The sequence below is a fragment of the Marinobacter sp. genome (assembly GCF_046484525.1).
Classification (GTDB): domain Bacteria; phylum Pseudomonadota; class Gammaproteobacteria; order Pseudomonadales; family Oleiphilaceae; genus Marinobacter.
The window spans coordinates 54707-80863 of record NZ_JAWOIS010000036.1 but is presented as its reverse complement, the minus strand read 5'-3'; the positions used below and the strand labels follow the sequence as shown (position 1 = coordinate 80863).

Genomic DNA, 26157 nt, shown 5'->3' with positions numbered 1-26157 from the left:
AAATATGTGCTTTATGGCTTACACTCGCTTTTGAATAAACTCCGCCATCCAGTGTGCTACTTTGGCTGATTCTGCTTGTGCACCACTAACACGTAAAGTTGCCAATCCTTCCTCTGCGGTTTCCGTTGGCACAACTGAACCTTTACGCGCTTCCACTAGCGCGTTTTCATAATCCACAGTAAATTCTGGGTGTGCTTGGAAAGTCAAAATACGATCATCATAAACAAGACCGGCATATTCACAAAAGTCAGACTTAGCGAAGATAACGGCATTATCAGGTTTATCAATCACCTGATCTTGGTGCATTGCATTAATAGTAAAGCCTTTTGAGCCATCGTTAATAAAATCAAATTCACCTACTAGGTCATAAGAATGTAGGCCAACGCCCCAACCACCTTGATACTTATCTACTTTTCCACCAAAAGCTTCTGCGATAATTTGATGGCCAAAGCAAATTCCTATCATAGATTTCTTGCTTTCATGAATATCTAAAATCAGTGACTTTAATTTCTGCATCCAAGGTAGATTTTGATACACATTGAATTTAGAGCCAGTAATGATCCACGCATCCGCCACCTTCTCTGATGCTGGGAAAAAATCATCACGCACATCATAGACTTCATATTCAAATTTATAGCCGCTATTTTTAAATAGCTGTATAAACATTTCTGAATATGAACCAAATTCATTAATCAATTCTTCTGGCGTAATGCCTGTGGCTAAAATACCAACTTTCATTTGCGAACCTGCCTATTCAGAGGTGCCGTTACCGGCACCTTATTTATACTTACTGGTTATTCTTGAGCCGCCGAAAGCATTTTGTTTTGTTTGCTCATATGCAGCATGGCCAAGATCAAACCAATGGCTCCGATGGCAATCATTATAGTAGCCAGTGCATTCACTTCTGGCGTCACCCTTAAACGAACTTTAGAGAAGATCTCCATAGATGCGTATAGTAAGAATGAACACCCTTTTTATCCAATTCTCGCCAGGATTACTCATGAGGAGATGAAAGGAATCGGCTGAAAGTGCCATAATTTCAGCAATCCACCAAGCACTATCATCCGCTATCCAAAATGGTACCTGACAAACTGGCGTTCTCGCCACTCTCTCGCCTCGCCGCCAAATTGAAGCCGATCTCTCGGGTGGCCACACCACCTCCGATGCCGGATTGCTTTTACTGCGCGCAGCATCGTCTGGCTCAGCGCCGGTCCTCGGTTCTCAGTGACGCTCGCAACCCGGAGCTGGTTCGTCAGAAGCTGGAGACCATGACCCGACAAAGAGTATTTGGGGCGGCGGCGACTCCTACCGTCCCCGTTTATTGAGTAGGTGCGACTGGAATAACGTGGATTATCTGGTGGGCATCAGCAAGAACAGCCGGTTGCTCAAGGACGTGGACGTGCCCTCGCTGTTGGTTTGACCAACTGAAGCTGGCCGTGAACAACGTTCAATTTCGGGATGGAGTGCAAGTGAATAATTAATCTGGCAGAGATGCCGTCTTATTGTCATACACCAGATTTGACAATAACTCATTGTTATATAAGCTAGCACTACCTATTCGTGATTTTGGTGTGAAGCTGGAGATTCTCTGTGAAAAGTTGGCTATTACTGGGCATTGCCATTGTAGCGGAAGTGGTTGCTACCAGCGGGCTTAAAGCCAGTGAAAGCTTTACCAGGCTCTGGCCCAGCTTGTTGGTGATTGCAGGCTATGCCTTTGCGATCTACTTACTCTCGATCACACTGGAGGAAATCCCCGTAGGCTTGGCTTATGCCATCTGGGCTGGGCTGGGCATTGTGCTGGTGGCGTTTGTCGGCTGGCTGGTATACGGGCAGGCTCTGGATGCCGCAAGTGTGATTGGAATTGCGCTGATTATTTCCGGCGTTGTGGTGATCAATTTATTCTCCAAGGCAATCGTTCACTAGCCCCTAGCGTCCCTTAACAAAAGGACGTCTTATTATTAAGTTTATCGGATAGACGAGCAATTGATTCAATGATTTGATCCGCTGTCTTGCGCCAGACAAAAGGCTTGGGATCGTCGTTGTATCGTGCCAGGTAATTTTTAATGGAAGCCTCCAGCTCGCGAGTGCCCCCCTTCTGGCAGGATAGTTGGCACTACTTAATTTTTAACCAGTTGGGCGGTTCAGGTGTTGATAGTGCCTCGTTACTCGGATGAACGTAAAGCGGCCGTTCTGGCGAAATTGTCCCCGCCCCACAACATGACGGTTGCGGCTCTTGCCAGGGCGGAAGGCATTTCGGATCAGACCCTTTATAATTGGCGGACACAAGCCAGAGAAGAAGGTCGTCCTGTGCCCGGATCCAAAGCCAGATCAGAGCAGTGGTCAGCAGAAGCCAAGCTTGCCACTGTGATCGAAACAGCCACCCTGTCGGAAGAAGAACTCAGCCAGTATTGTCGGGAAAAAGGTCTTTGCCCGGAGCTGGTGTTGGGACATTACTTATTTGGCCTCCGCCGTTCGTGGGCAGTTCTACTACCTGTATATGTTTGGAGATGTCTACAGCAGGAAGATCGTGGGGTACGAGGTCTACGAAGCTGAAAGCGGCGACTATGCCGCCGAACTATTGCAGCGCTGCCTGCTGCGGGAGAAATGTCTCCACCGACCTCTGGTGCTGCACTCTGACAACGGTGCACCGATGAAGGCCCAGACCATGAAGGCGAAGCTCGAAGAACTGGGCGTCCTGCCTTCCTACAGTCGGCCCCGGGTCAGTAATGATAATGCGTTTGCTGAGTCCTTGTTCAGAACGCTGAAGTACCGGGCTGAGTGGCCCTCATCGGGCTTTAAGAGCCTGGAGGACGCCCGGCGCTGGGTGGACGGCTTCGTGAACTGGTACAACACCGAACACAAGCACAGCAAACTAAGATTCGTGACACCGGAAGAGCGACATGAAGGCAAGGATGTGCCGATCCTGGCACAAAGTCAGCGGGTGCTGGAACAGGCCAGAGAACGAACTCCTGGCCGCTTGGGAGCACGTGCGGTCAGGAACTGTGAACTGGTAGGGCCAACGACGCTGAATCTGGAAAAAGCGGTTATGGAAAAGGACGCAGCTTAGACGGAAAAACAGTGCCAACTATCTTGAAAAACACCGCATGGAAGAGAGCTAATAGGTGTCGATTGGTAACTCGAATGTCTCTTTGACTTCCTCCATGACAATGTAGCTTTTTGAATTCTTTACCCCGGGAAGTTTGAGCAGCATGTCACCCAGCAGGGCCCGGTACTCTGATATGTCAGTTATTCTAGCCTTGAGCAGATAGTCTGCGTCTCCGGAAACCAAATGGCATTCCAGCATGAAAGGCAGACTTTCAACCGCCTCGTTGAACTTTTCGAAAGCGTCGCGGGACTGATAAGAGAGTGAGATCTCAACAAACACAAGCATGGAATATCCCATGAGCTGGGGGTTGAGCCGTGCGTAGTAACCCTGAATGAAGCCATCATTTTCAAGCCGTCTAACTCTTTCTATGCAGGGAGTCGCACTCAGTCCGACCTTCTCGGCCAATTCGACAAAGCTCAATCTCCCGTTTTTCTGAAGTTCAACGAGAATTCTACGGTCCAAGCGATCCAGCGCCTTTCGCCGGCGTCTTTCGTTTCTAGACATAGGGTGATCCTCTGTAATGGACGGTTAATTGGCAGTAATTATCACCTTTTTTATAATTTTCTGTAGTGTTATTACTTGGTTTTTTTGATAATAAAGAGATTAATCACGGTTTGAGCGCGCTAGAATTCTGGTGTACTTACGAAATAAACCGCCAAAGAACCGGAGCAAAGATGTCAGAAATTCAACGCGTGCATTCCACGGAAAGAATGAGCCGTATTGTTAAACACAACGGCACGATCTATTTGTGTGGGCAAACTGCCGGCAACGAATCTTGGGAAATTGGAAGGCAGACTGAGGAATGCCTCCGAAAAGTCGAGGTGCTACTTGCAGAAGCGGGTAGCTCTGTTGACCGCATGCTCTCAGTCACCATTTATATTCGCGATATGAAAGACTTTTCAGCGATGAACGCAGTTTGGGATGAATGGATTAGCGGCTACCCCAAACCTGCTCGTGCGTGTGTCGAGGCACGTATGGCCCGACCTGAAATATTGGTTGAAATGTCTGTCGTCGCCGCTGCAATAGATTGATTGGATCTTGGGCCGCAACGGACCATCTCCGGGGCGGTCCATATAGAGAAAATCGAAATATTCTAACCTATCCCCCCTCTGCTCCCCTTCGCGCAATCTCGGGTCCTGGCGATCGTTTGCTCGTAAGCAATGGGATGGACTCCTCCTCACCTAACCGGCATCCACGTGCCAAAATGGTGAGTGAACAGTCAACCATCGTGAAGATGAGGAGAAATCCACATGAATATTATCCGCGTCGGAGTTGATATTGCCAAGTCAGTGTTCCACGTGCACGGCGTAGACCGTCACTGCAAACCCAATGGCAAGGCAAGTATTCTCGCAGCAAGTGGCTTGATGCACTCAGCCGTAAAGTACCAACTGGCGCCGAGATTGGCATGGGGGGCTGTACCTCATCTCATTACTGGGCCCGTGAGCTGCAAAGGCGGGGTTATTACGTCAGGTTGATTGCCGCCCAGTTTGTGAAACCTTATGTCAAAAGTAACAAAAATGACCGGGTGGACGCGGAAGCGATATGCGAGGCCATGAGTCGTCCGAACATGCGGTTTGTCGCCCCCAAGACGGTGGCCCAGCAGGACATTCAGGCCGCTCACCGCATCCGTGAAGAGCTTGTTGGACAACGCACGGCCAAAGCCAACCAGATACGAGGGCTGGTGGGCGAGTACGGCATTATTGCACCGGTGGGCATCCAGCAGCTTCGCCGCGCCTTACCGGGATGGCTTGAAGATGCCGAGAACGGGCTTACCGATAGTTTCCGGGGTCTGCTGCATGGGCTGGCTGAGGATCTCCGTCACCTGGATGACCGCATTAAAGCACTTGACGATCGGATCACCGAGAGTGTCAGGCAGGACCTGTAGCGAAGCGTTTGATGACATTTCGCGGCGTGGGACCGCTCACAGCCAGTACTTTGTCTGGTGCACTGGGCGACGGGAAAGCCTTCCGCAGGGGGCGAGACTTCGCCGCCTCTCTCGGCTTGACGCCCAAACAGCACAGCACTGGAGGTCGGGACCGTTTGCTCGGGATCAGCAAGCGCGGCGATAGTTACCTGCGCAAGCTGCTCGTTCACGGAGCACGGGCCGTGTTGCGTCATATTGATGGCAAAGACGACGGACTCAGTCATTGGCTCAAACGCCTGGCAGCCCGGAAGCATGTCAATGTGGCGACGGTGGCATTGGCCAATAAAACAGCCCGCATTGCCTGGGCATTGGTTCACAACGAGGCGGTTTATGATGAAGGGCTTGCAGCAGCTGGCGCATAAGCGGGTAGCCTGACAGCGGAGCGCGCCTGAGTATAACCGGAAACCTTGCAGGAGACGTCCAACACCACGATTGCATGGCATTTTGATTGATGGCGAACAGGTCGAACCGGCGCTGGGAAACCCCTTTAGGGGCTAGAGCCTTGAGCTCGTGTAAGCGATTGGGAAACAGTGCGCGGATAGCCCATCAGGGTCCGATGCCTACAGAGACGGCATCATTAAAGAGACCGGATACACGCAGGCAGTCGTACCTTGGTCGCGATCAGACAAAGTGCTTGCAATAGAGGAGGAGTCCATACACGCCCCTAGCTGAACTCCGGATCTTTGCCGGCGGCCAACAGACAGACCATATTGGTTGCCACCGTTGCGCCGGCCAGGGCCGTGACCTCGGCATGGTCATACGGCGGTGCGACCTCCACCACATCGCAGCCGATCAGGTTCAATCCTTTCAGCCCCTTCAGCAGTTTGATGGCCACGAGCGTATCAAAACCACCGCATACCGGAGTGCCGGTGCCGGGCGCACAGGAAGGATCAAGAAAGTCGATATCGAACGTCAGATATGCCGGTCGGTCGCCGACAATGGCTCTGATCTCTTTTAGCGCTGCATCGATGCCGTTTTCATGCAGCCACAGTGCGTCAAACACATTGAAACCGGGGTTGCGATCATTCACTGTGCGCATGCCGATCTGAACAGAATCGGTCGGTGAGACCAGTCCTTCACGCGCGGCGTGATAGAACATGGTGCCATGGTCGATACGCCCGTTTTCGTCTTCCCAGCTATCACAGTGTGCATCGAAGTGAATCAGCGAAATCGGGCCGTGCTTTTCGGCAAGAGCCCGGATGATCGGGTACGTCACGAAATGATCACCGCCGATGCTTAGTGGAATCACTCCGGCGTCCAGGATCGGCTGATACCAGGCCATGACCTCCTCCACAATGCGTTCCGGTCGACCGGGATCAAATACACAGTCGCCATAGTCAACCACATTGAGCGTAAGGAACGGGTCCTTACGCCAGGGCCAGGGTCGTGCCCAGGCCAGCTGTGTGGATGCCGCGCGCACAGCGCGGGGACCGAATCGTGCACCAGGTCGGTTGGAGGTGGCGAGATCATAGGGAACACCGACGACGGCAACGTCGACATCAGTGAGATCCCGAGTATACAGCCGGCGCATAAAGCTAGTGGCGCCGGCGTAAATGGCCTCTATCTCGGTTCCGTAGTTGCTCTGGCGCGTGAACGCCAGATCTCCGTTTCCGTATTGGTCAAAAGAGTCAGACATTGCTTTACCCTGACTGATTGCCCCGTCAATTGAAATCAGGACGTGGCTAACTGAGCACTGACTCGGTCATTCATCCGCTTGGTCATATACCAACTTCCGATGGCCACCAACGAGACAGCCCCAATAATCAGTGTCGCCAACGCATTGATTTTCGGTGTGACGCCCAAACGGACTGAACTGAAGATTTCAATCGGCAAGGTCGTGGCGCCTGGTCCGGTCACAAAGCTGGCGATGACAACATCGTCCAACGACAGAGTGAACGACAGCAGCCAGGCAGAAACGATGGCGGGCGAAATGATCGGAAAGGTCACCATGAAAAAGGTACCGATCTGACCCGCACCAAGATCCATAGATGCCTCTTCAAGGGAGCGATCCATCTCCCGCAGACGCGAACTGATGACTATGGTCGAGTAAGCCAGGCAGAACGTGGTATGCGCTATCCAGACTGTCAGCATACCGCGGTTAGCTGGCCAGCCAAACATTTGCCCCATGGCCACAAACAGCAGCAGCATGGACAGACCGATGATCACATCGGGCATCACCAGCGGTGCGGTGATCATGCCCGAGAAGAGCCCTCGCCCTCTGAACTTGTGGTAACGCACCATGATCAGCGAGCCCATGATGGCAAGCACGACGGCTGTCGAGGCTGAGAAGAACGCAAGCTGCAGCGATCGCCAGACCGCGGTCATGATCTGCTGATCCTGGAACAGTTCGCCGTACCACTTTCCGGAAAAGCCAGCCCAGACGGTGACCAGGCGGCTTTCGTTAAATGAGTACACCACCAGGACGAGCATCGGCACATAAAGAAATGCAATGCCGACCCAGAACATGACACGAGAAAAACTGAATCGCGGCGACATTACAGCCCCCCCTCTTTATTCTGAATACGATGAAACAGCACGATTGGAATCAGCAGGATCAGCACCATGATCAGCGCCAAAGCGGACGCTACAGGCCAGTCTCGATTGTTGAAGAACTCCTGCCACAGCACTTTGCCGATCATGATGGTATCGGTTCCGCCAAGCAGTTCAGGAATCACGTACTCACCGACCACAGGAATAAAGACCAGCATCGAGCCGGCCACAATGCCGTTCACAGACAAAGGTAGTGTCACGGTATAAAAACGCTTTAAATGCCCTGCGCCGAGATCGGCGGCAGCTTCCAGCAGACTGTTATCGTGTTTCACCAGATTAGAGTATAGTGGCAGCACCATAAACGGCAGGTAGGAATAGACCACACCGATATAGACCGCGAAGTTGGTATTCAGCATCTGGATCGGGTCGTCGATCAGGCCCAACCACATCAGACTGTTGTTGATGATTCCGCTATTTTTCAACAACCCCATCCAGGCATAGACGCGGATAAGGAAGGATGTCCAGCTCGGAAGCAGAACAAGCAATAGCCAGACAGTTTGCTTTTCCTTGGGCGCTTTTGCTATGGCATAGGCCATCGGAAAGCCAATAAGCAGGCAGTAGACCGTTGACCAGAACGCCATCTTGATGGAGTTCCAGTAGGCCTGAATATACAGCGGATCGTCCAGTAGCCACTGGAAGTTATAAAAGCTGACACGGATGTTCAGTACGCCATCGAGCCACTCGAACAAGTCGCTGTAGGGCGGGATAGCCAGCATGCCATCGGCCACTGAAATCTTGGCGACGAACAGGAACGGCAACAGGAAGAAAACCGAGAGCCAGAGGAATGGTGCGGCTACCAGTGTATACCGCCCTTTAGGCAGATACTTTCTCAGCTTCGAATAAGCGTTCATGAGCGCATAACCATGCCAGCATCGTCCTGCCAGTATACCCAGACCTCTTGTTCCCAATTCGGACGCTCAGCACGACGTTCAGTATTGGCGAGGAAGCAGTGGACGATTTTTCCAGTTGGTAGTTTGACGTAGTAAACCGTGTGACCACCCAGATAGGCGATGTCGTCCACAACGCCGCTCGTCACATTCTTCTCCTTGTCGGGATGATCCAGGCTGATGAACGTCTTTTCGGGACGCAGGGCGAACAGCATGTTCTTATCATCAACGGCCGAAGACACGCCACGACCGATGAAGATGTCGGTCTCGACATCCGGCGAACGCAGTATCATATAATTTTCCTGGTCGTCGACGATTTCCGATTCAAACACATTCACTGAGCCGATGAATTCAGCCACCATACGGTTCATCGGGCTTTCATAAATATCCACCGGTGAGCCGACCTGCTGAATGTGGCCTTCGTCCATGATGGCAATGCGGTCGGCCATGGTCATGGCTTCTTCCTGATCGTGCGTCACCATCACACAGGTCACGCCGACACGCTCAATAATGTCGACCACTTCAAGCTGCATTTCAGTGCGCAGCTTTTTATCAAGAGCACCCATCGGCTCATCGAGCAAGAGCAACTTTGGATGTTTGGCCAGCGAGCGAACCAACGCAACACGCTGACGCTGTCCACCGGAAAGCTGATGAGGCTTTCGGTTGGCATACTTCTCCATATGAACCAGCTTGAGCATATCCTGCACACGGTCATGAATCTCACCTCTGGCCATGCCGTTCTGCTTCAGACCGTAGGCTATGTTTTTCTCAACGGACATGTGCGGAAATAATGCATAGGACTGGAACATCATGTTAAACGGACGTTCATTCGGCGGCAGATTCGCAATGTCTTTGCCGTGCAACAAAACGGAACCGGACGAAGGCAATTCAAAACCAGCCAACATTCTTAGCAGCGTGGATTTACCAGAACCGGACGCACCCAGCAGAGCAAATATTTCGCCCTGACGAATATCCAGATTGATGTCATCAACCGCCAGCACATCGCCGAAGTATTTGTTGATGTTGCGAATGCTCAGCAGAATTTCATCTTGAGCACGGCTATCTTTCCGGGCAATTTCATCACAATTCATAAGAAAATCTTTTCAAAAAAAACCACACAGTGACAGCCGGGCACAAGTGTGCCCGGCACCGATGCTTAGTGAGATTTGACCGAGGTCCAGGTACGCGTCTGATACCGACTGATTTTCCGTGGCAGAACTTCAAATGTGTACAGCTTGGTACCGGCAAGCGGGAATACACCGGGATTTTTCAGGATTTCAGGGTCAATGAATTCCTTGGCCGCTGCGTTCGGGGATCCGTACCAGACATAGTTGGTAATATCGGCACCGATCTGAGCGTCGAGAATGAAGTTTATGAACTCATGAGCCTCATCGACATTTTTGGCATCTTTTGGAATCGCCATCATGTCAGACCACATAGCCGTGCCTTCTTTCGGAATGTAGTAGGCTATTTCAACATTGTTTTCTGCTTCTTCTGCACGCCACATTGCCTGGAAGATGTCACCGCTCCAGCCCACAGCCAGACAGATATCACCATTGGCCAGGTCAGAGATGTAACGCGAGCTGTGGAAGTAAGTAATGCTTGGCTTGACGACATTCAGCAGATCGCCGGCCTTGTCATAGTCTTCGGTAACTTTGGAGTTTGGATCAAGTCCCAGGTAAGACAGAGCCAAGGGCAGAATTTCACCGGCCGAGTCGAGAACGGCGATGCCACACTCGGCCAGCTTTGACGAGTATTCCGGGTTGAAGAACAGCTCCCAGCTGTCGGTTGGTGCATCTTCGCCGAGGATTTCTTCAATCATGGCAACGTTGTAACCAATCCCGGTGGTACCCCACTGATAAGGGACGCCATATTGGTTGCCTGGGTCGTAGTTTTCCAGGTTGGCCAACAGTTCTTTGTCCAGGTTGTCCCAGTTTGGGATCTTGGACTTATCCAGTTTCTGATAGGCACCGGCAATGATGTGGCGTGCCAGATAGTCTGATGTCGGTACCACAACATCATAGCCGGACTGACCGGACAGAACTTTGGCTTCCAGCACTTCGTTGGAGTCAAACACGTCGTAGGTCACTTTGATGCCGGTGGCGGATTCAAATTTTTCGATCGTATCTTCAGCAATGTAGTCAGACCAGTTGTAGACGCGAACGACGCGATCGTCAGCCATGCTGGCTGAAGCGACCGTGCTTGCGACGGCTAACCCGAGAACGGGCTTCATTATTGCTTTCATATTGCCTCTCACCTTTAGTCGGTTGTTATTTTCAGATCACTGGTGTGCTGGCTTTTTCCCAGTCATTAGTTTTGCCCAACAGGTTGAGCCTAACTAATTCGCGTTCGGCAGCATTGCCGCAGCCCGCTGCCTTTTTTATTGTGCATAAAGATTTATCATTCAGCTGAGCTTAACCGCAACTGATTAATGGATCATACGGTCGCGAGCAGATACTGACGCTCCCAGGAACTGATCACTTTCTTGAACCCTTCGTATTCGGCCCAACGGGTTGCAACGAAACCATCCACAAAGTCATTGCCGAGAATCTCGCGGATTTCTTCGCAATTGCTCATATTCTCCAGGGCGGCCTCCAGGTTCCATGGCATGGTATCGTCGGCTGCATTGCCCATGCGACCAGTCACCGGCGTTCTGGGCTTCACTTCAGTGACCATGCCCAAATAGCCACACAGGAGATTGGCTGCCAATGCAAGATACGGGTTGACATCGGAGCCCGGCAGGCGGTTTTCGACACGACGCGCGGCTGGAGGTGCATCAGGTACCCGCAGACCAACTGTGCGGTTTTCTTCGGCCCATTCAATGTTCACAGGTGCGTTGCCATCGGCACCGGGCAGGTAACGGCGGTAGCTGTTAACGTTTGGTGCCAGCATCGGCATGACGCTCGGAATGTATTCCTGAAGGCCGCCAATGTAATGGTGAAATAGTGTGGATGCGGTGCCATCTTTATTGGAGAACAGGTTCTTTCCTGTTTTTGCATCGACCAGCGACTGATGTACATGCATGGAACTGCCGGGCTCACCTGAAACCGGCTTGGCCATGAAGGTGGCATTCATTTTGTGTTTCAGGGCGGCTTCGCGAACCAGACGTTTGAAAATAAATACCTGATCAGCCAGTTTCAATGCATCGCCGTGACGGAAGTTGAACTCAAGCTGCGCGGCGCCCTCTTCATGAATCAACGTATCAATATCCAGGCCCATATCTTCGGCCCAGTCATAAATATCCTCAATAATCGGATCAAATTCATTTGCAGCATCAATGCTGAAACTCTGGCGACCGCTCTCCTGACGACCGCTGCGACCATAGGGTGGCTCCAGAGGGATGTCAGGATCGGTGCTGCTCTTGGTCAAATAAAACTCGACTTCCGGTGCCACAATAGGCTGCCAGCCCTGTTCTCCATAGAGGTCAAGAATTTTTTTCAAAACTGCTCGTGGCGACAGCTCCATCAGGTTACCCATGGAGTCGTGGCAATCATGAATGATCTGCGCAGACGGTTCTGCGGCCCAGGGAATGGTAAAGGCGGCGGAGGAGTCTGGGCGCAATGACATATCAATGTCACGTGGATCAAGCAGTCTGTAGAAGACCTCATCATCGGGATAGTCACCGGTCGCGGTTTGCAGCAAAATACTTTCGGGCAGCCGAATACCACCTTCGGCCAAGAATTTATCGGTCGGCATGATCTTACCGCGCGCGATTCCGGTCTGATCCGGCGTGATGCATTCGATCTCAGTGATCTTGTGCTCAGTTAACCACTTCTTCAGTTCTTCCATACTTATCACTTTGACTGTCGCGCACGACACGCATCGCCAAAGGCCTCGAAGGTTAGTTTTTGTTCTTGGTTTTCCATGACTTCCCATTCCGGATGCCACTGTACGGCCAGGCCAAAAGATAGGGAGTCGATGGAAAGGGCTTCAATGAGTCCGTCAGGTGCGTTCGCTTCAACGGACAGACCAGAGCCCAGGCGGTTGATTCCTTGGGAATGGAGCGAATTAACGTTCATGAATGAGCAGTTGACGATGCGTTCCAGCAGTCCGCCGGACACAACGTCGACCCGATGTGCGGCGGTATACTGCTCTGGAAGCTCGACAGACCTGTCTTCCCGGTGATCGTTGAGTCCGGGAACGTCCTGTACCGCCTGATGCAGTGATCCTCCCAGCGCGACATTAATATCCTGAAAACCACGGCAGACTCCGAACAGGGGCAGATCTGATGCGATCACCGCTTCGATCAGCGCTTTCGCTAACGCATCACGACGGGCGTCATACCGATACGACAGGTCGATTCGGGATTCGCCATACAGGGCAGGGTCTGCCATTGAATAGGAGCCGGTCAGGAAGATGCCATCCAGGCGGTCAAGATAGTCGGTTACCCGAACGTCCGGCAATAAAGAAGGCAGGATGACTGGCGCCACACCTGACGCCTGAGCCAGTGCGCTGACATATTTATCACCCGCCGTGTGGGAAACGTGCGGATCAATCGTCTGGGTATCGCTGATGACTCCAACCAGCGGTTTTCGACTTAAATTCATCATAAATTGCACTCAAATCTTGAACACTCTCAGCATACACAACCATAAATTATTTTAAACACCAATTTCGTGATTTTTCTTTGGCTGCCCGTTCTTGGGCGCCCCATCGTTCTTTCATACATTATATTGAGCGTCAAGTGAGGGTTTTGTTTGAACTCACTCAGAAATGAGGTTAACTTATGTTCAATATATAGATCACTCGTAACACATGTATACGCAGCCAGTCTGCGGAATAACACAGGCCGAAAGCTATGACCGAGAATGAAGTCTCCTCTTTTCTGAAACGATACCCTAAGGTCACCACCATCGAGCTGCTGATCAGTGACATGAACGGGGTTCTTCGCGGAAAGCGGATTGAACGCAACCTTCTGGAAAAAGTTGTCACCCAGGGCTTTTATCTCCCGGGTTCTGTGATGTCTCTGGACGCCACCGGAACCACCGTAGAATCTGCAGGCTTGGGGGCAGACGTGGGTGATCGCGACCGGAAATGTTGCCTGATTCCGGGCACCCTGGCCATTGTGCCCTGGATTGAGGACGGCAGTCGTGGGCAGGCATTGTGTACCATGGTGGGTGACAGCGACGAACCGTTTTTTGCCGATCCACGCCAGATTCTCTGCAGCGCCGTGGAACGCTTTAACGAACTAAATTACCAGGTTGGCTTTGCCGCCGAGCTGGAATTTTACCTTGTGGATATCGCTCGAGATGCCAAAGGCGGGTTGAGACCGCCGGTGTCCGCGACGACCGGTCGTCGCATTGGGTCCTGCCAAGTCTACTCCATTGACGATCTCAGTGAATACGATGCCTTTATTCAGGATGTACTCCAGGCAGCCCGTGAGCAGAACATACCGGCAGACACCGTGATTGCCGAGTACGCTCCCGGTCAGTTTGAAGTGAACCTGCACCATTCAGACAATATCGTACGGTCGGTTGATCATGCCATTCTGCTCAAGCGGGTTATTCGCCAAATCGCCCGACAGCATGGAATGGAAGCCACCTTCATGGCCAAACCCTACATTGAAGAATCGGGAAATGGTCTGCACATGCACCTCAGCCTGATGCAGGACGGGAAGAACATCCTGGCAGCGGACAACCCGATCGACAATCCGATCATGCGCAATATGGTAGCGGGCCTGCTGAGCATGGCCGACAGCACACAGGCGTTTATGGCTCCGAACATCAACAGCTACCGACGCCTGGCCCCGGGCGCCTTTGCACCGACCGCCAAGAATTGGGGCTACGATAACCGAACCGTAGCTTTACGCATTCCGTCAGGTTCCAAAGCCGCAACCCGCATCGAGCATCGCATGGCCGGTGCTGATGCCAATCCTTATCTTGTGGTAACGGCTTTGATTGCGGGTGTCGCTGAAGGTATCCGCCAGCGGATGGAGCCGCCTGAAGCGGTGACCGGCAATGCCTACGAACAGACCCACCCGCATGTGGCCGACAATCTTCGTGACGCCTTGCGCAACATGGAAAATGACGCTCGCACTGCAGACTGGTTCGGTGAATCGTTCGTGAAGCTCTATAAGATCTGCAAATGGCACGACCTGCACCTGTTCGAACAGCAGGTCACCCAGATGGAGTACGACCTGCTTCTGGGTTATGCCTGATTCGCCATCGTCTTCCCAAACCTTTCTCTGGTGGCAGGGGCTGCAACTACCTGAGCCTGTCGACCCTTGCCTGGAGCTTGGGATGGTGGATGTTGCCATCGTCGGTGCCGGCTTCACTGGTCTGTGGACGGCCTACTTCCTTAAGCAACTCCGCCCGACGTGGCGCATCGCAATCTTTGAACAGCATCACGTCGGCTACGGAGCCTCTGGGCGCAATGGTGGCTGGCTGATTGGCGGCATGGCCGGCCAGGAGGATTGGCTAAGCGGCTTAGCTGGCGGCCAGCGACAGCATAGTCAACAATTGCTGTATGGCATCGTTGAGAGCGTTCGTGCGGTTTGTGAAAAGCATCAGATCAATTGTGACTTTAACCATGCGGGCGTACTGTACGCCGCAGCGCGTTACCCTGAACAGGCCCACTCCGCGCATGCCTGGCTGAACGAGATTCATGCCAGCGGCCAACCGGAGTCGGCATTTCGCTGGCTATCGAAATCAGACACAGAAAGCCTTCTGAGCATGCCGGAACTTTATGGCGGCTTGTACTCACCGCACTGCGCAACGATAAACCCGGTAAAACTCTGCTTAGGGTTAGCCAGCACGTTAAAAGGCATGGGCGTTCAGATTGTTGAGCATGCACGCGTTGAAGAAGTATCGAACCGCAAAGTCACCATCAATTCCCAACCGGTCGAGTGTGGCCATATGGTGTTGGCCAGCGAAGCATTTCCGTCAACCTGGCAGCCGCTAACCAGAAAACGGTTACCGGTTTATTCCAATGTTATTGCCACGCGAACCTTGTCGGAAAGCGAATGGCAACAGACCGTGAAGAAACCAGGTCTGGCGTTCAGCGACTTATGCCGGAGTGTGACCTATGGTCAGCGAAGTCAGGGCGGCCACATGGTGTTTGGCGCGCGAGGCGGCTACCAGTTTGGCGCAAAAGCACGCTATGAATTCACACAGGACGACCCTGCTTTCCGGGCACCTACCACCCTTCTACAGCGGTTGTTTCCTACCCTGACCGAACAGGACATCCAATATCGTTGGGCGGGCTCGCTGGCCATGAGTCGAGGCTTTCGGCCTTTCGCAGGGTTCGATAAAGAAAGTGGTATTGCCTACGCAGGCGGTTATGGTGGCGAAGGTGTCGGCGCGTCGCACCTGTTTGGCCAGACTCTGGCCGAGCTGATCGTTGAGAGCGGTAGCATCTTTACCGAACAGCCGTGGATTATTCGCGGTAAACCGAGTCAATTAAAGAACTGGGAAGCCGAACCGCTGCCGTGGCTGGGTTATCAAACACTCGGAAAACTGTTCGCACTGGAAGACTGGCTGTGCCACGAGAAGAAACTGCCGTGGCTGCATAAACCATTGTACAGCTTGAGTCGTTTGGCGGCTGGACTGATACATTAGAGCCTTCATAAAAAAGCCGGTAACACAGTTGTGTTACCGGCTTTTCTGTCAGTGCTAAAACCTACTGGCCAAATTTAATTTTCCGCCACGAGCGCGTAACGATGCGATCGATTCGAAGCGGCAAAACCTTAAACGTATACAGCTTTGCTTCGACTTCCGGCGTTGGGTAAATACTTGGATCACCCGTCACTTCTTCATCGATCAACGGTGTGTTGATGCGCTGTTGCCATTGGCATACCACACATAGTTGGAAACACCGGCAATCACTTCGGCATCCATCAGGTAGTTAATCAGCTCAAGCGCTTCGTCTACGTTGATCGCATTAACCGGGATCGTCGGCATATCGAACCACATACCCGCGCCTTCTTTCGGGATGCTGTACCGAACTTCAACACCATTATCAGCTTCGGCGGCGCGGCCGGCGGCCTGAAGAAGGTCACCGCTCCAGCCGACGGCGACACAGATGTCACCATTAGCAAGATCGGATATAAAGCGAGAACTGTGGAAGTAAGTAACGTGCGGAGCCAGCTCGCTTAGCTATGCTTCGGATTGCTCATAATCTTTCGGGTTTTCGGAATTCGGATCCAACCCCAGATAGTGCAGGGCTGTGGGAATGACTTCGGCCGGTGTGTCCAGAAAAGCAACGCCACAGGCATTGAGTTTGGCCAGATTCTCCGGTTTAAACACGAGATCCCATGAGTCTACCGGCGCATCATCACCTAAGACTTTAGCAACCATTTCTGGGTTATAACCAATACCGGTTGTACCCCACAGGTAGGGCCCTGAGTATTGATTGCCCGGATCAATCGTTTCAATCACCTCCATGATGACGGGGTTCAGGTTACCCCAGTTGGTGAGTTTACTTTTATCTAACTTCTGATACGCGCCAGCGGTAATGTGCTTGCCCATAAACGATGCGGCAGGTACAACCACATCATAACCGGATGATCCGGCCAACAGCTTCGCCTCCAGAACTTCATTGCTGTCAAAAACATCATATTTGACACTGATCCCGGACCCAATGTCTTGCTTTTTGTTGTAAACGATAGCTGTCCTTGTAATCGTCCGGATTCCACACAAAAAAATCAGAGCGGATGCCCTGATTTAAAATACCATAATCATCTGAACGGCGCGCTTTCCGTAACCTTTTTCGATGGCCACCGGGGCACTGACTTCAAAACCTTTTTTCTGCCAGTAAGCCTGCGAATCATTCACCGCCACCAAAGCAAGCGTCGTTATGTTCTCCTGCCTGACCTGTGCGGTCAGTGCCTGCCAAAGCGGCATTGAACGCCCCAATCCCTGGGCGTTCAATGCCAGCGCCATATCATGGATGTACATCACATCACCGCCAACAGCAGGCAACGGCTGATCAAGCGCTGGCACGTCAGTTACGCTTGGCCAGTGGTGAGCGAGCAGGTAACCCTGCACTCGGCCTTCACCATCAGTGACCACCCAGCAAGTGTCAGGTGACTGGTGCTGTTTCTGCTGCAAAATAGCGATATCTTCATGCAAGCACTCGGGATAGGCCTGTCGTTGAATCCCATCAATAGCAGGCCAATCTGAGCTTTGAATTGCACGTACCGTGACACTCACAATCTACACTCCAACTCACACGCCCAATTTGTCACGCAAGCCGTAGTACAGCGCACCAACGGCCGTGTATGGCACCCGGAACAAACGGCCACCCGGGAGAGGGAAATGCTTCAACTGCCCAAAGGCATCAAAGCGTTCAGCCTGACCTTTCAGTGCTTCCGCAACCAGGCGTCCCGCCAGGTGGGTCGTGGTGACGCCATGGCCAGAGTAACCCTGTGCATAGAAAATCTTGGGCGTCAGGCGGCCGAACTGCGGTAAGCGGCTCATGGTCAGCAGGAAGTCGCCGCCCCAGGCATATTCAAACTTCACTCCTCTGAGCTGCGGGAAAGTCTTTTCCATGTGACCACGGATAAAACCCTCAATGGACGCCGGATCGCCACCACCGTAGGTGACGCCGCCACCATACAGCAGTCGGTTGTCGCCAGTGACGCGATAGTAGTCGAGCTTGTAGTTGCAGTCTTCGACACAGTGACCGCCCGGAATGAGTGATTGCGCCACAGATTCGTCGAGCACTTCGGTGGCAACAATCTGTGTACCACAAGGCATGGCTTTGGCATCAAGCTCCGGAATGAGTCCGCCCATATAGGCGTTCCCGGCCAGCAGAACATAGTCCGCTGTCACCTGCCCAGTGGCGGTTTTGACCACAGGACGCTCACTGCGAGTCAGTTCGACCACTTTGGAGTCTTCAAAGACCTGGCCACCGAGGCTTTCAAGCGCCGCCACTTCGCCCAGCAACAGGTTCAGCGGATGAATGTGACCGCCGGTATGATCGAGCAGGCCACCAACATAGGCATCACTGGCAATGTATTTGTGGATGCTGTCAGCATCCAACAGCTCCAGATTGCTGTGACCGAAACGCTCCCAGAGTTTTTTCTGTTCGCTCAGCTCGTGCATCTGACGCTTGTTGAGCGCAGCAAAAATGCCACCCGGCTTGTAGTCGCACTGAATATTATATTTCTCAATGCGCTCACGGATGATGTTGCCGCCTTCAAAGGCCATATCACCCAGCGCCTTGCCAAGCTCGGTACCGTAGTTGTTTTCGATGACGTCGATGTCTCGACTGTAGCTGTTGACCAACTGACCGCCATTGCGGCCGCTTGCCCCAAAGCCGATACGTGCCGCTTCCAGGACCACTACTTTGAAACCGGCTTCGGCCAGGTGCAGAGCTGATGAAATTCCGGTGAAGCCGGCACCAACGATACAGACATCGGCTTCGATGGCTTCGGTGAGTGCCGGACGATCAGCCTTGTCGTTCCGGGTGGCAGCGTAATAGGAGCCGGTATGTTCCGTGCGTTGTGTCATAGTCGATCAGGCCTCATAGATAACATAGATTTTTTTGCAATAGGACGGCACCGACCATGTGCCCTCGAAACCAGCAGGTATAACAAACTGGTCGCCTGCCTTCACGGTTTTCTGATGACCGTCTTTATCAGATATGACCGACTCGCCTTCCAGAATCAGACAAAATTCTTCTTCGCTGTAGCTGATTGCCCACTCGCCGGCCTGAGCATCCCAGATCCCGACATGAAATTTTTCATCGCTCGACGAAAAACTGTTCCAGACGTTCTGTTTGGGCTTTCCGGAAAGAATTTTCTCGGCGTCCGGTAAATAGGTTTCGGCACTGATGCCGGTGGTTGTGACATCGACGATGTCCTTAACTTGGCTCATAACCAGTCCTGTTGTTAACGGTTAACGGAGTTTCTGATAAGGCGACACAGAAAAGGTCAGCAACGACAGAGTCGAGGCAGACCTTTCAACCTTTACTTCATTGTCGGCATAACAAATTCGGCGCTACCAATATCACCTTCCGGCCAGCGTGCCGTAATGGCTTTCCGGCGGGTGTAGAATTTCACACCTTCGGGACCATGCATGTGATGGCCTCCGAAGAGTGAACGTTTCCAGCCACCGAAGGAGTGGAACGCCATGGGGACCGGGATCGGTACGTTGACGCCGACCATGCCTACCTGAATATCGTGAGAGAATTTCCGGGCCACGGCACCACTCCGGGTAAAGATTGAGGTGCCGTTACCATATTCGTGATCGTCAATCAGTTTTATGGCGCTGGCATAATCATCCACGCGCACGACACACAGAACCGGGCCGAAAATTTCCTCCTGATAGATGGTCATGTCCGGGGTGACATGATCGAACAGGCAGCCACCCAGGAAGTAACCGTCTTCATAGCCTTCGACCTTAAAGTCTCGACCATCCACAACCAGCGTTGCTCCCTGTTCAACGCCGGCATCGACATAGCCTTTCACTTTCGCGTGATGTTCTTTACTGATCAGCGGGCCCATATCCAGGCCATGGTTTTCACCGTTTCCGATCTTTAGACCACGGGCTTTACCCGCCAGCTTGTCGACCAGCTCATCGGCAATGTCACCAACCGCCACGGCGACCGAAATGGCCATGCAGCGTTCACCTGCTGATCCATAGGCGGCACCGGTCAGTGCATTGACGGCCGCATCGATGTCGGCATCCGGCATGACGATCATGTGGTTTTTGGCCCCCCCCAGAGCCTGAACGCGTTTGCCGTGGCTGCTGGCGGTGGTGTAAATGTATTCGGCAATCGGTGTCGAACCGACAAAGGAGACCGCTTCAACGTCCTGATGGCTCAGCAGTACGTCCACCGCGTCTTTGTCGCCGTTAACGACATTGAATACACCATCGGGCAACCCGGCTTCTTTCAGCCATTCAGCAATGACCAGAGATGTCGTTGGGTTCTTTTCGGACGGTTTCAGCACAAAGGTGTTGCCGCAGGCAATCGCGACGGGCCACATCCACATCGGGACCATGGCCGGAAAGTTAAATGGGGTAATACCGGCCACGACGCCCAAGGCCTGATTGACCGAGTACGCATCTACGCCGGTACCGACCTGTTCGGTAAATTCACCTTTCAGAATCGACGGTGCACCGCAGGCAAACTCAACCACTTCCATACCTCGGATGATTTCGCCTTTGGCATCTTCAAACACTTTGCCATGTTCGGCGGTGACAATTTTTGCCAGTTCATCGAGGCGCTCTTCAAGTATCATCTTGAAGCGGAACAGAATACGCGAGCGATTCAGTGGGCTGGTATTGGACCAGGCCGGAAACGCAGCTTTAGCCGACGCAATTGCCTGCTCAACGTCACTGACAGATGCCAGGGACACCTTCGCCGTCTGGGCGCCCAGGGCAGGATTGAATACCGGCGAATGCCTCTCACTGGCTGACGTCAATTCGCCGTTAATGAAGTGGTTGATAGTTTTCATGGTTCACCTTATGTCCGGACGATTCGGGATTCTGACTCTCTGTTATTGGTTAAATGAATACGGGAATCAATAGAGTGCTTTAATACCGTTTCGCATGGCAGCAATAGCTTCGTCAATGTGTGTTTTCTCGACGATTAACGGTGGTGACATTGCAAGAATATCCATCGTGTAACGAACCATCACGTTGCCTTTCCAGAAGCAGTGCTCAAACACATCGTAGCCACGCTGCCCCGGCTTATCACCGGTATGGAATTCAACCGCGCCGACCAGACCGTAATTGCGAATGTCTTTTACAACATCAAACTCTTTCAGACTGTGCAGCTGTTCCTGCCAGTACTCACCCAACTCATAGGCTTTGTTAAACAGATTTTCTTGTTCATAAATGTCGAGTGTGGCCAGTGCTGCTGCGCAGGCGACCGGATGCGCGGAATAGGTGTATCCATGAAACAGTTCAATCGCTTCTTCCGGGCCGGTCATGAACGCATCGTGAATGTCGTTACTGACAAAAACCGCGCCCATCGGAATCGCACCGTTAGTGAGACCTTTGGCGGACGTCATCAGATCAGGTGTGATGTCGAAATGCGTGGCGGCAAAGGCGCCGCCGATGCGGCCGAAACCGGTGATGACTTCATCAAAGATCAGCAGGATGCCATGCTGCCGGGTAATATCGCGCAGTCGCTGCAGATAGCCCTTCGGGGGAATCCAGACACCACCGGAACCGGCGATCGGTTCAACAATGACAGCCGCAATGGTTTCCGCTCCATGCAGGGCAATGATGCTTTCCAGCTCATCGGCCAGGTTGGCACCAACTTCTGGCTGACCTTCGGTGAATTCGGTGCCCGGGGTCCAGGCATGCTTCAGATGATCCACGCCGGCCAGCAGAGACCCAAACGCTCGGCGGTTGTTAACCAGACCGCCCACGGAAATGCCACCGAAGCCGGTGCCGTGATAGCCCTTTTCCCGACCAATAAGGCGGGTACGGCCCGAATCCCCTTTGGCCCGGTGATAAGCCAGTGCAATTTTCAGCGCGGTATCAACCGACTCTGAACCGGAGTTACAGAAGAAGACATGGTCCATGTCTTTCGGTGACAGTTTTGTCAGACGCTCAGCGAGTTCAAAGGCCATCGGGTGAGCAAACTGAAACGTTGGTGCAAAGTCCAGATTCTGAATCTGACGACTGACGGCTTCCGAGATCTGTGTCCGGCCATGACCGGCATTAACGCACCAGAGCCCTGCAGTGCTGTCGAGCACGGAACGCCCATCCGGCGTTTTGTAGTACATGCCTTCGGCAGATTCAAACATCCGAGGATTGGCTTTGAATTGGCGGTTTGCCGTGAACGGCATCCAGAACGAGTCCATGGATGAGGGTGTTGGAGTCGTAGTCATTTCTTGCACCTGCTGTGTTTTTTATTTTGAACGATTTCGCCCGAGTGTATGTTAAATAAAATAAACATCAACCCTGCCTCCGATCTGAATGTCAAAAAAACTGAATTTTTTGCGAAATCGGCGGATATTTTGAGCTTTACGTCGAATTATGTTCAATATATTGAATTAAACCCCCCAGTTGCAGTATGTTTGTTACTGCTCCTATTCAAACATAGCAACAGACGAGGCATTCCATGGCAGAACAGCACACCTTCGAATACTGGCAATCCCTCGCTGCAAGCCTCAAACCGGAGGGTCGCGCCTATATTAATGGCCGTTATGTCGATGCGCTGGGCGGCGACACCTTTGATACCGTCTCCCCAATCGACAATCGCGTGCTGACTAAAGTTGCGTCCTGTCAGGAAGCGGATGTGAACGTTGCTGTGGAGGCCGCACGCGACTCATTTAACCGCGGTGTCTGGAGCGAACTGGCGCCGGCGGAGCGAAAAGCAGTGTTACTGAAGTGGGCGGATCTGATTGAAGCCAATGCCGATGAGCTGGCGCTGCTGGAAACGCTCGATATGGGCAAACCCATTGGCGATTCCCGTGCGGTGGACATTAACGGCACATTGTCCGCGCTTCGCTGGACCGCCGAAGCGGTTGATAAACTGTACGATGAAATTGCACCGACACCCAGCGATCAGCTGGGCATGATCACCCGCGAACCGGTCGGCGTGGTTGCGGCCATCGTGCCCTGGAACTTTCCGATGATCATGGCCACCTGGAAGTTTGCCCCGGCCCTGGCCATGGGTAATTCCTTCATTCTGAAACCGTCCGAAAAATCGCCTCTTACGGCGTTGCGTCTGGCACAGCTGGCCACTGAAGCGGGTATACCGGATGGGGTGTTCAATGTTTTGCCCGGCTTCGGGCACACGGCTGGCAAAGCACTGGCCCTGCATATGGATGTTGATGCGCTGGCCTTTACTGGCTCAACCGCCATTGCCAAGCAGCTGATGATTTATGCCGGTGAGTCCAACATGAAACGCGTCTGGACCGAAGCAGGCGGAAAGTCGGCCAATATTGTTTTTGCCGATGCCGATCTGGATGCAGCAGCGATAGGTGCGGCCGGTGGTATCTGTTTTAACACCGGTGAAGTCTGTACCGCCGGTTCACGCTTGCTGGTGGAAGACAGCATCGCCGATGAATTCATGGCGAAAGTGCGTGCACTGATGGCGGACTGGCGTCCGGGGCATCCGCTGGACCCGAACACCAATGTCGGTGCCATTGTCGATAACGCGCAGATGGAGCGTGTCCTCAAGTACATCGAGATCGGTCAGCAGGAAGGGGCGAAAATGACCGTCGGCGGGCAGCAGGTTACCCCTGTGGACGGTGGCCTCTTCCTGGAACCAACCGTATTTGAGAACGTGAATAACGGCATGACCATTGCCCGGGAAGAAATCTTCGGTGCGGTACTGTCGGTCATTCGCTTCAGCGATGAAGACGAGGCGCTGAAGATTGCCAACGATTCCATATACGGTCTCGCTGCGGGTCTGTGGACCAATAATCTGTCTCGGGCACATCGGGTCGCCCGCAAACTGCGCGCCGGTTCGGTATGGGTGAATGAATATGACCTGGGTGACATGACCGCACCCTTTGGCGGCTATAAGCAATCTGGTAACGGTCGGGATAAATCGCTCCACGCCTTTGATAAATACAGCGAGGTTAAGGCCACCTGGTTCAAGCTATGAGTCGCAGCGGTCGCGGGGCAGTGTGTTTAGACGCCTGCCCCGATTGATCGCTGTTGTCTCCATACCTCTTTTGATCCGCAGACTTTCAAAATAAGAAGAACGCATGAGCGAACCAAGAACAGGCGCCTACTACACGGCGACCATTAAAGAAGATTCCAATTACCCACGGCTGACTGGCGACATCCAGGTGGATGTCGCCATCGTCGGCGGTGGCTTTACCGGCGTAAACACTGCCCTGGAGCTGTCAGAGCGTGGCTATAAAGTGGCTCTGGTCGAAGCAAATCGTATCGGCTGGGGCGCCACCGGACGCAATGGCGGTCAGATTACCGGCTCCCTGTCGGGCGATGAATCCATGCGCCAGCAGATGGGCAAAACGCTGGGCAATGACGCTGAAGACTTTGTCTGGCAGCTTCGCTGGCGCGGGCACGACATCATCCGTAACCGGGTTGCGAAATATGGTATCGACTGTGATCTCAAGCACGGTCACCTGCATACGGCCTATAAGCCGTCGCACATGACGGAACTTCAGGCCAGCTACGATGAAGCGGTCAGACGTGGCATGGGCGATGAGGTGTCGCTGTTGCAGCGCGAGGACATTCCTGCTTACCTGGAAACCGACATCTATCACGGTGCGATCTACAATCGCAAAAACATGCATGTGCACTCGCTGAATCTGGTGCTTGGCGAGGCACGCGCCGCAGTGCAGCTGGGCGCGCAGATATTCGAACAGTCCAAAGTCATCGATATTGAGCATGGTGATAAGCCGGTGGTGATAACCGACGGTGGCCGGATTACGGCCGACCGGGTGGTGCTGGCCGGCAATGCCTATCATCGTCTGGAGCGTCGGAAGATGAGTGGCAAAATCTTCCCGGCCGCCGGGGGGGTTGTCGCGACGGCACCGCTGTCCGATGAAGTCGCTCAGGCCATTAACCCGAAAGACCTGGCCGTGTATGACTGCCGTTTTGTGCTCGACTATTACCGCCTGACGGCGGACAAGCGCTTATTGTTCGGTGGCGGTGCCAATTACAGCGGCCGGGAAAGCCGTAACATCGAAGCGGAACTGCGACCGGCACTGGAACGAACCTTTCCCCGCCTGAAAGGCGTCGACATTGATTTTGCCTGGAGCGGCATGATGGGCATCGTCATGAACCGGATCCCGCAGCTTGGCAAGCTGTCAGACCATGTATTTTATGCCCAGGGCTATTCCGGTCATGGCATCGCCACCTCACATATTGTGTCTGAGGTGATGGCCAATGCCCTTGACGGTCATATGCGGGAGTTTGACACCTTTGCGGCCTGCAGTCACATCCGGGTGCCCGGCAGTGAATGGCTGGGCAATCAGTTTCTGGCCATTGGCATGTGGTACTACCGCATGATGGAAGCGCTGCGCTGAACCGCCCCCCCCCGTATCACCCGGAAAGCGGCTCCTGCACTGGCAACAGGCTGCACTTTTGTCATTAAACCAGCCGCCGAAACACCGCTGTTAGCGACCGCACTGGCGGTACTGGCCGAACAGGCAGGGATTCCGGCCGGCACGGTGAAGAAGGTGTCGATGGAGCTCGGTGGTAACGCGCCGTTTATTGTTTTTGATGATGCAGATATCGACGCAGCCGTCCAAGGTGCGATGGTGTCGAAATACCGCAATGCCGGTCAGACCTGTGCGGCATGGATGACGGCACGGTCATCGGCCCGCTGATTCATGGAAACGCTATGCGCAACATTGATGAGCGCGTGCAGGCGTCAGTGAAAGCCGGTGCAAAAGTCGTGACCGGTGGCAAGCCCCATTCACTGGGTGGCTCTTTCTATGAGCCGACCATCCTCACCGATGTCACCACCGACATGCCGATTGCGCAGCCAGAAATATTTGGACCGGTCTCCCCGATCATTCCCTTTGAAACCGAAGAGGAACTGATCGCTATGGCCAATGACACCGAATTTGGCCTGGCGTCCTATTTCTATGCACGGGATATCGGCTGCGTCTGGCGGGTCGCCGAAGCGCTGGAATACGGCATGGTCGGTGTGAACGAAGGCATCATTTCAAACGTCGCGGCACCCTTTGGCGGCATGAAACAGTCCGGTTTGGGCCGAGAAGGTTCCAAATACGGAATGGATGAATACCTGGAAATGAAGTACGTCTGTCTGGGCGGCATGGATAAGTAGGACAAAATAATGTCAGA

Annotated in this window: 20 protein-coding genes and 5 pseudogenes; 10 read left to right on the top strand and 15 right to left on the bottom strand. The window is 53.1% G+C overall.

From position 1 onward, the window contains the following. Nucleotides 1-18: 18 nt before the first annotated feature. On the bottom strand, nt 19-738 hold the full coding sequence (locus R6W86_RS07920; protein WP_410328820.1) for a glutamine amidotransferase-related protein: 720 nt from the start codon (nt 736-738) through the stop codon (nt 19-21). Nucleotides 739-1076: 338 nt separating this feature from the next. Between R6W86_RS07920 and R6W86_RS07915 the strand changes: the two are divergent. The 3 genes and pseudogenes from R6W86_RS07915 to R6W86_RS07905 form a co-directional block, all read left to right on the top strand. Beyond that, nucleotides 1077-1417, top strand: a pseudogene (locus R6W86_RS07915) (transposase); the annotation flags it as partial. A gap of 173 nt (nt 1418-1590) precedes the next feature. After that, the gene (locus R6W86_RS07910) at nt 1591-1923 is read left to right on the top strand and encodes an SMR family transporter (protein WP_410328819.1); all 333 of its coding nucleotides are present in this window, start codon (nt 1591-1593) and stop codon (nt 1921-1923) included. Nucleotides 1924-2154: 231 nt separating this feature from the next. Next, nucleotides 2155-3067: pseudogene (locus tag R6W86_RS07905) on the top strand (IS3 family transposase). 48 nt (nt 3068-3115) lie between these two features. Here R6W86_RS07905 and R6W86_RS07900 read toward each other — a convergent pair. After that, nucleotides 3116-3610 (bottom strand): Lrp/AsnC ligand binding domain-containing protein, encoded by a 495-nt coding sequence (locus R6W86_RS07900; RefSeq protein ID WP_410328818.1) that lies wholly within the window; start codon nt 3608-3610, stop codon nt 3116-3118. Between the two features lie 170 nt (nt 3611-3780). On the opposite strand from R6W86_RS07900, the gene R6W86_RS07895 reads away from it, so the two are divergent. Both R6W86_RS07895 and R6W86_RS07890 read left to right on the top strand, forming a co-directional pair. Continuing rightward, entirely contained in the window at nt 3781-4137 is a 357-nt protein-coding gene (locus R6W86_RS07895; RefSeq protein ID WP_410328817.1) for a RidA family protein, read from the top strand. A 219-nt stretch (nt 4138-4356) separates the two neighbouring features. Continuing rightward, nucleotides 4357-5392: pseudogene (locus R6W86_RS07890) on the top strand (IS110 family transposase). 302 nt (nt 5393-5694) lie between these two features. Here the strand turns inward: R6W86_RS07890 and speB are convergent. The 7 genes from speB to R6W86_RS07855 form a co-directional block, all read right to left on the bottom strand. Next, complete coding sequence (gene speB / locus R6W86_RS07885; protein WP_410328816.1) at nt 5695-6666, bottom strand: agmatinase; 972 nt, start codon at nt 6664-6666, stop codon at nt 5695-5697. A 35-nt stretch (nt 6667-6701) separates the two neighbouring features. After that, nucleotides 6702-7526, bottom strand: coding sequence for an ABC transporter permease subunit (locus tag R6W86_RS07880; RefSeq protein WP_410328815.1), 825 nt, complete (start codon nt 7524-7526; stop codon nt 6702-6704). Further along, entirely contained in the window at nt 7526-8431 is a 906-nt protein-coding gene (locus R6W86_RS07875; protein WP_410328814.1) for an ABC transporter permease subunit, read from the bottom strand. Before R6W86_RS07875 ends, R6W86_RS07880 begins: the two co-directional genes overlap by 1 nt. Next, entirely contained in the window at nt 8428-9558 is a 1131-nt protein-coding gene (locus R6W86_RS07870) for an ABC transporter ATP-binding protein (protein ID WP_410328813.1), read from the bottom strand. The genes R6W86_RS07875 and R6W86_RS07870 overlap by 4 nt, the downstream gene beginning before the upstream one ends. 65 nt (nt 9559-9623) lie before the next feature. Then, complete coding sequence (locus tag R6W86_RS07865) at nt 9624-10712, bottom strand: polyamine ABC transporter substrate-binding protein (RefSeq protein WP_410328812.1); 1089 nt, start codon at nt 10710-10712, stop codon at nt 9624-9626. Between the two features lie 191 nt (nt 10713-10903). Then, nucleotides 10904-12256: a glutamine synthetase family protein gene (locus R6W86_RS07860; RefSeq protein ID WP_410328811.1), complete on the bottom strand. Its 1353-nt coding sequence runs from the start codon at nt 12254-12256 to the stop codon at nt 10904-10906. Nucleotides 12257-12261: 5 nt separating this feature from the next. Beyond that, nucleotides 12262-13017 (bottom strand): gamma-glutamyl-gamma-aminobutyrate hydrolase family protein, encoded by a 756-nt coding sequence (locus R6W86_RS07855; protein ID WP_410328810.1) that lies wholly within the window; start codon nt 13015-13017, stop codon nt 12262-12264. 248 nt (nt 13018-13265) lie between these two features. Between R6W86_RS07855 and R6W86_RS07850 the strand changes: the two genes are divergently transcribed. Both R6W86_RS07850 and R6W86_RS07845 read left to right on the top strand, forming a co-directional pair. Next, a complete protein-coding gene (locus tag R6W86_RS07850; protein WP_410328809.1) occupies nt 13266-14624 on the top strand; it encodes a glutamine synthetase family protein in 1359 nt (452 codons plus the stop codon). An 82-nt stretch (nt 14625-14706) separates the two neighbouring features. Then, complete coding sequence (locus R6W86_RS07845; protein WP_410328808.1) at nt 14707-16023, top strand: NAD(P)/FAD-dependent oxidoreductase; 1317 nt, start codon at nt 14707-14709, stop codon at nt 16021-16023. Nucleotides 16024-16084: 61 nt separating this feature from the next. Here R6W86_RS07845 and R6W86_RS07840 read toward each other — a convergent pair. From R6W86_RS07840 to R6W86_RS07815, 6 genes and pseudogenes are all read right to left on the bottom strand, one after another. Further along, nucleotides 16085-17127 (bottom strand): annotated as a pseudogene (locus tag R6W86_RS07840) (polyamine ABC transporter substrate-binding protein). Beyond that, nucleotides 17128-17616 carry a GNAT family N-acetyltransferase gene (locus R6W86_RS07835; protein ID WP_410328807.1) on the bottom strand — a complete coding sequence of 163 codons (489 nt, stop codon included), beginning with the start codon at nt 17614-17616 and terminating at the stop codon, nt 17128-17130. A gap of 15 nt (nt 17617-17631) precedes the next feature. Next, nucleotides 17632-18918, bottom strand: coding sequence for an NAD(P)/FAD-dependent oxidoreductase (locus tag R6W86_RS07830; protein ID WP_410328806.1), 1287 nt, complete (start codon nt 18916-18918; stop codon nt 17632-17634). A gap of 6 nt (nt 18919-18924) precedes the next feature. Continuing rightward, nucleotides 18925-19284, bottom strand: coding sequence for a cupin domain-containing protein (locus R6W86_RS07825; protein WP_410328805.1), 360 nt, complete (start codon nt 19282-19284; stop codon nt 18925-18927). A gap of 92 nt (nt 19285-19376) precedes the next feature. Next, entirely contained in the window at nt 19377-20867 is a 1491-nt protein-coding gene (locus R6W86_RS07820; RefSeq protein ID WP_410328804.1) for a CoA-acylating methylmalonate-semialdehyde dehydrogenase, read from the bottom strand. A gap of 66 nt (nt 20868-20933) precedes the next feature. Then, on the bottom strand, nt 20934-22253 hold the full coding sequence (locus tag R6W86_RS07815) for an aspartate aminotransferase family protein (RefSeq protein WP_410328852.1): 1320 nt from the start codon (nt 22251-22253) through the stop codon (nt 20934-20936). Nucleotides 22254-22486: 233 nt separating this feature from the next. Between R6W86_RS07815 and R6W86_RS07810 the strand changes: the two genes are divergently transcribed. The 3 genes and pseudogenes from R6W86_RS07810 to R6W86_RS07800 all read left to right on the top strand — a co-directional run. Beyond that, on the top strand, nt 22487-23980 hold the full coding sequence (locus tag R6W86_RS07810) for an aldehyde dehydrogenase (protein WP_410328803.1): 1494 nt from the start codon (nt 22487-22489) through the stop codon (nt 23978-23980). Nucleotides 23981-24083: 103 nt separating this feature from the next. Further along, nucleotides 24084-25373: an NAD(P)/FAD-dependent oxidoreductase gene (locus tag R6W86_RS07805; protein ID WP_410328802.1), complete on the top strand. Its 1290-nt coding sequence runs from the start codon at nt 24084-24086 to the stop codon at nt 25371-25373. A gap of 15 nt (nt 25374-25388) precedes the next feature. Continuing rightward, nucleotides 25389-26140, top strand: a pseudogene (locus R6W86_RS07800) (aldehyde dehydrogenase family protein); the annotation flags it as partial. Between the last annotated feature and the right edge of the window lie 17 nt (nt 26141-26157).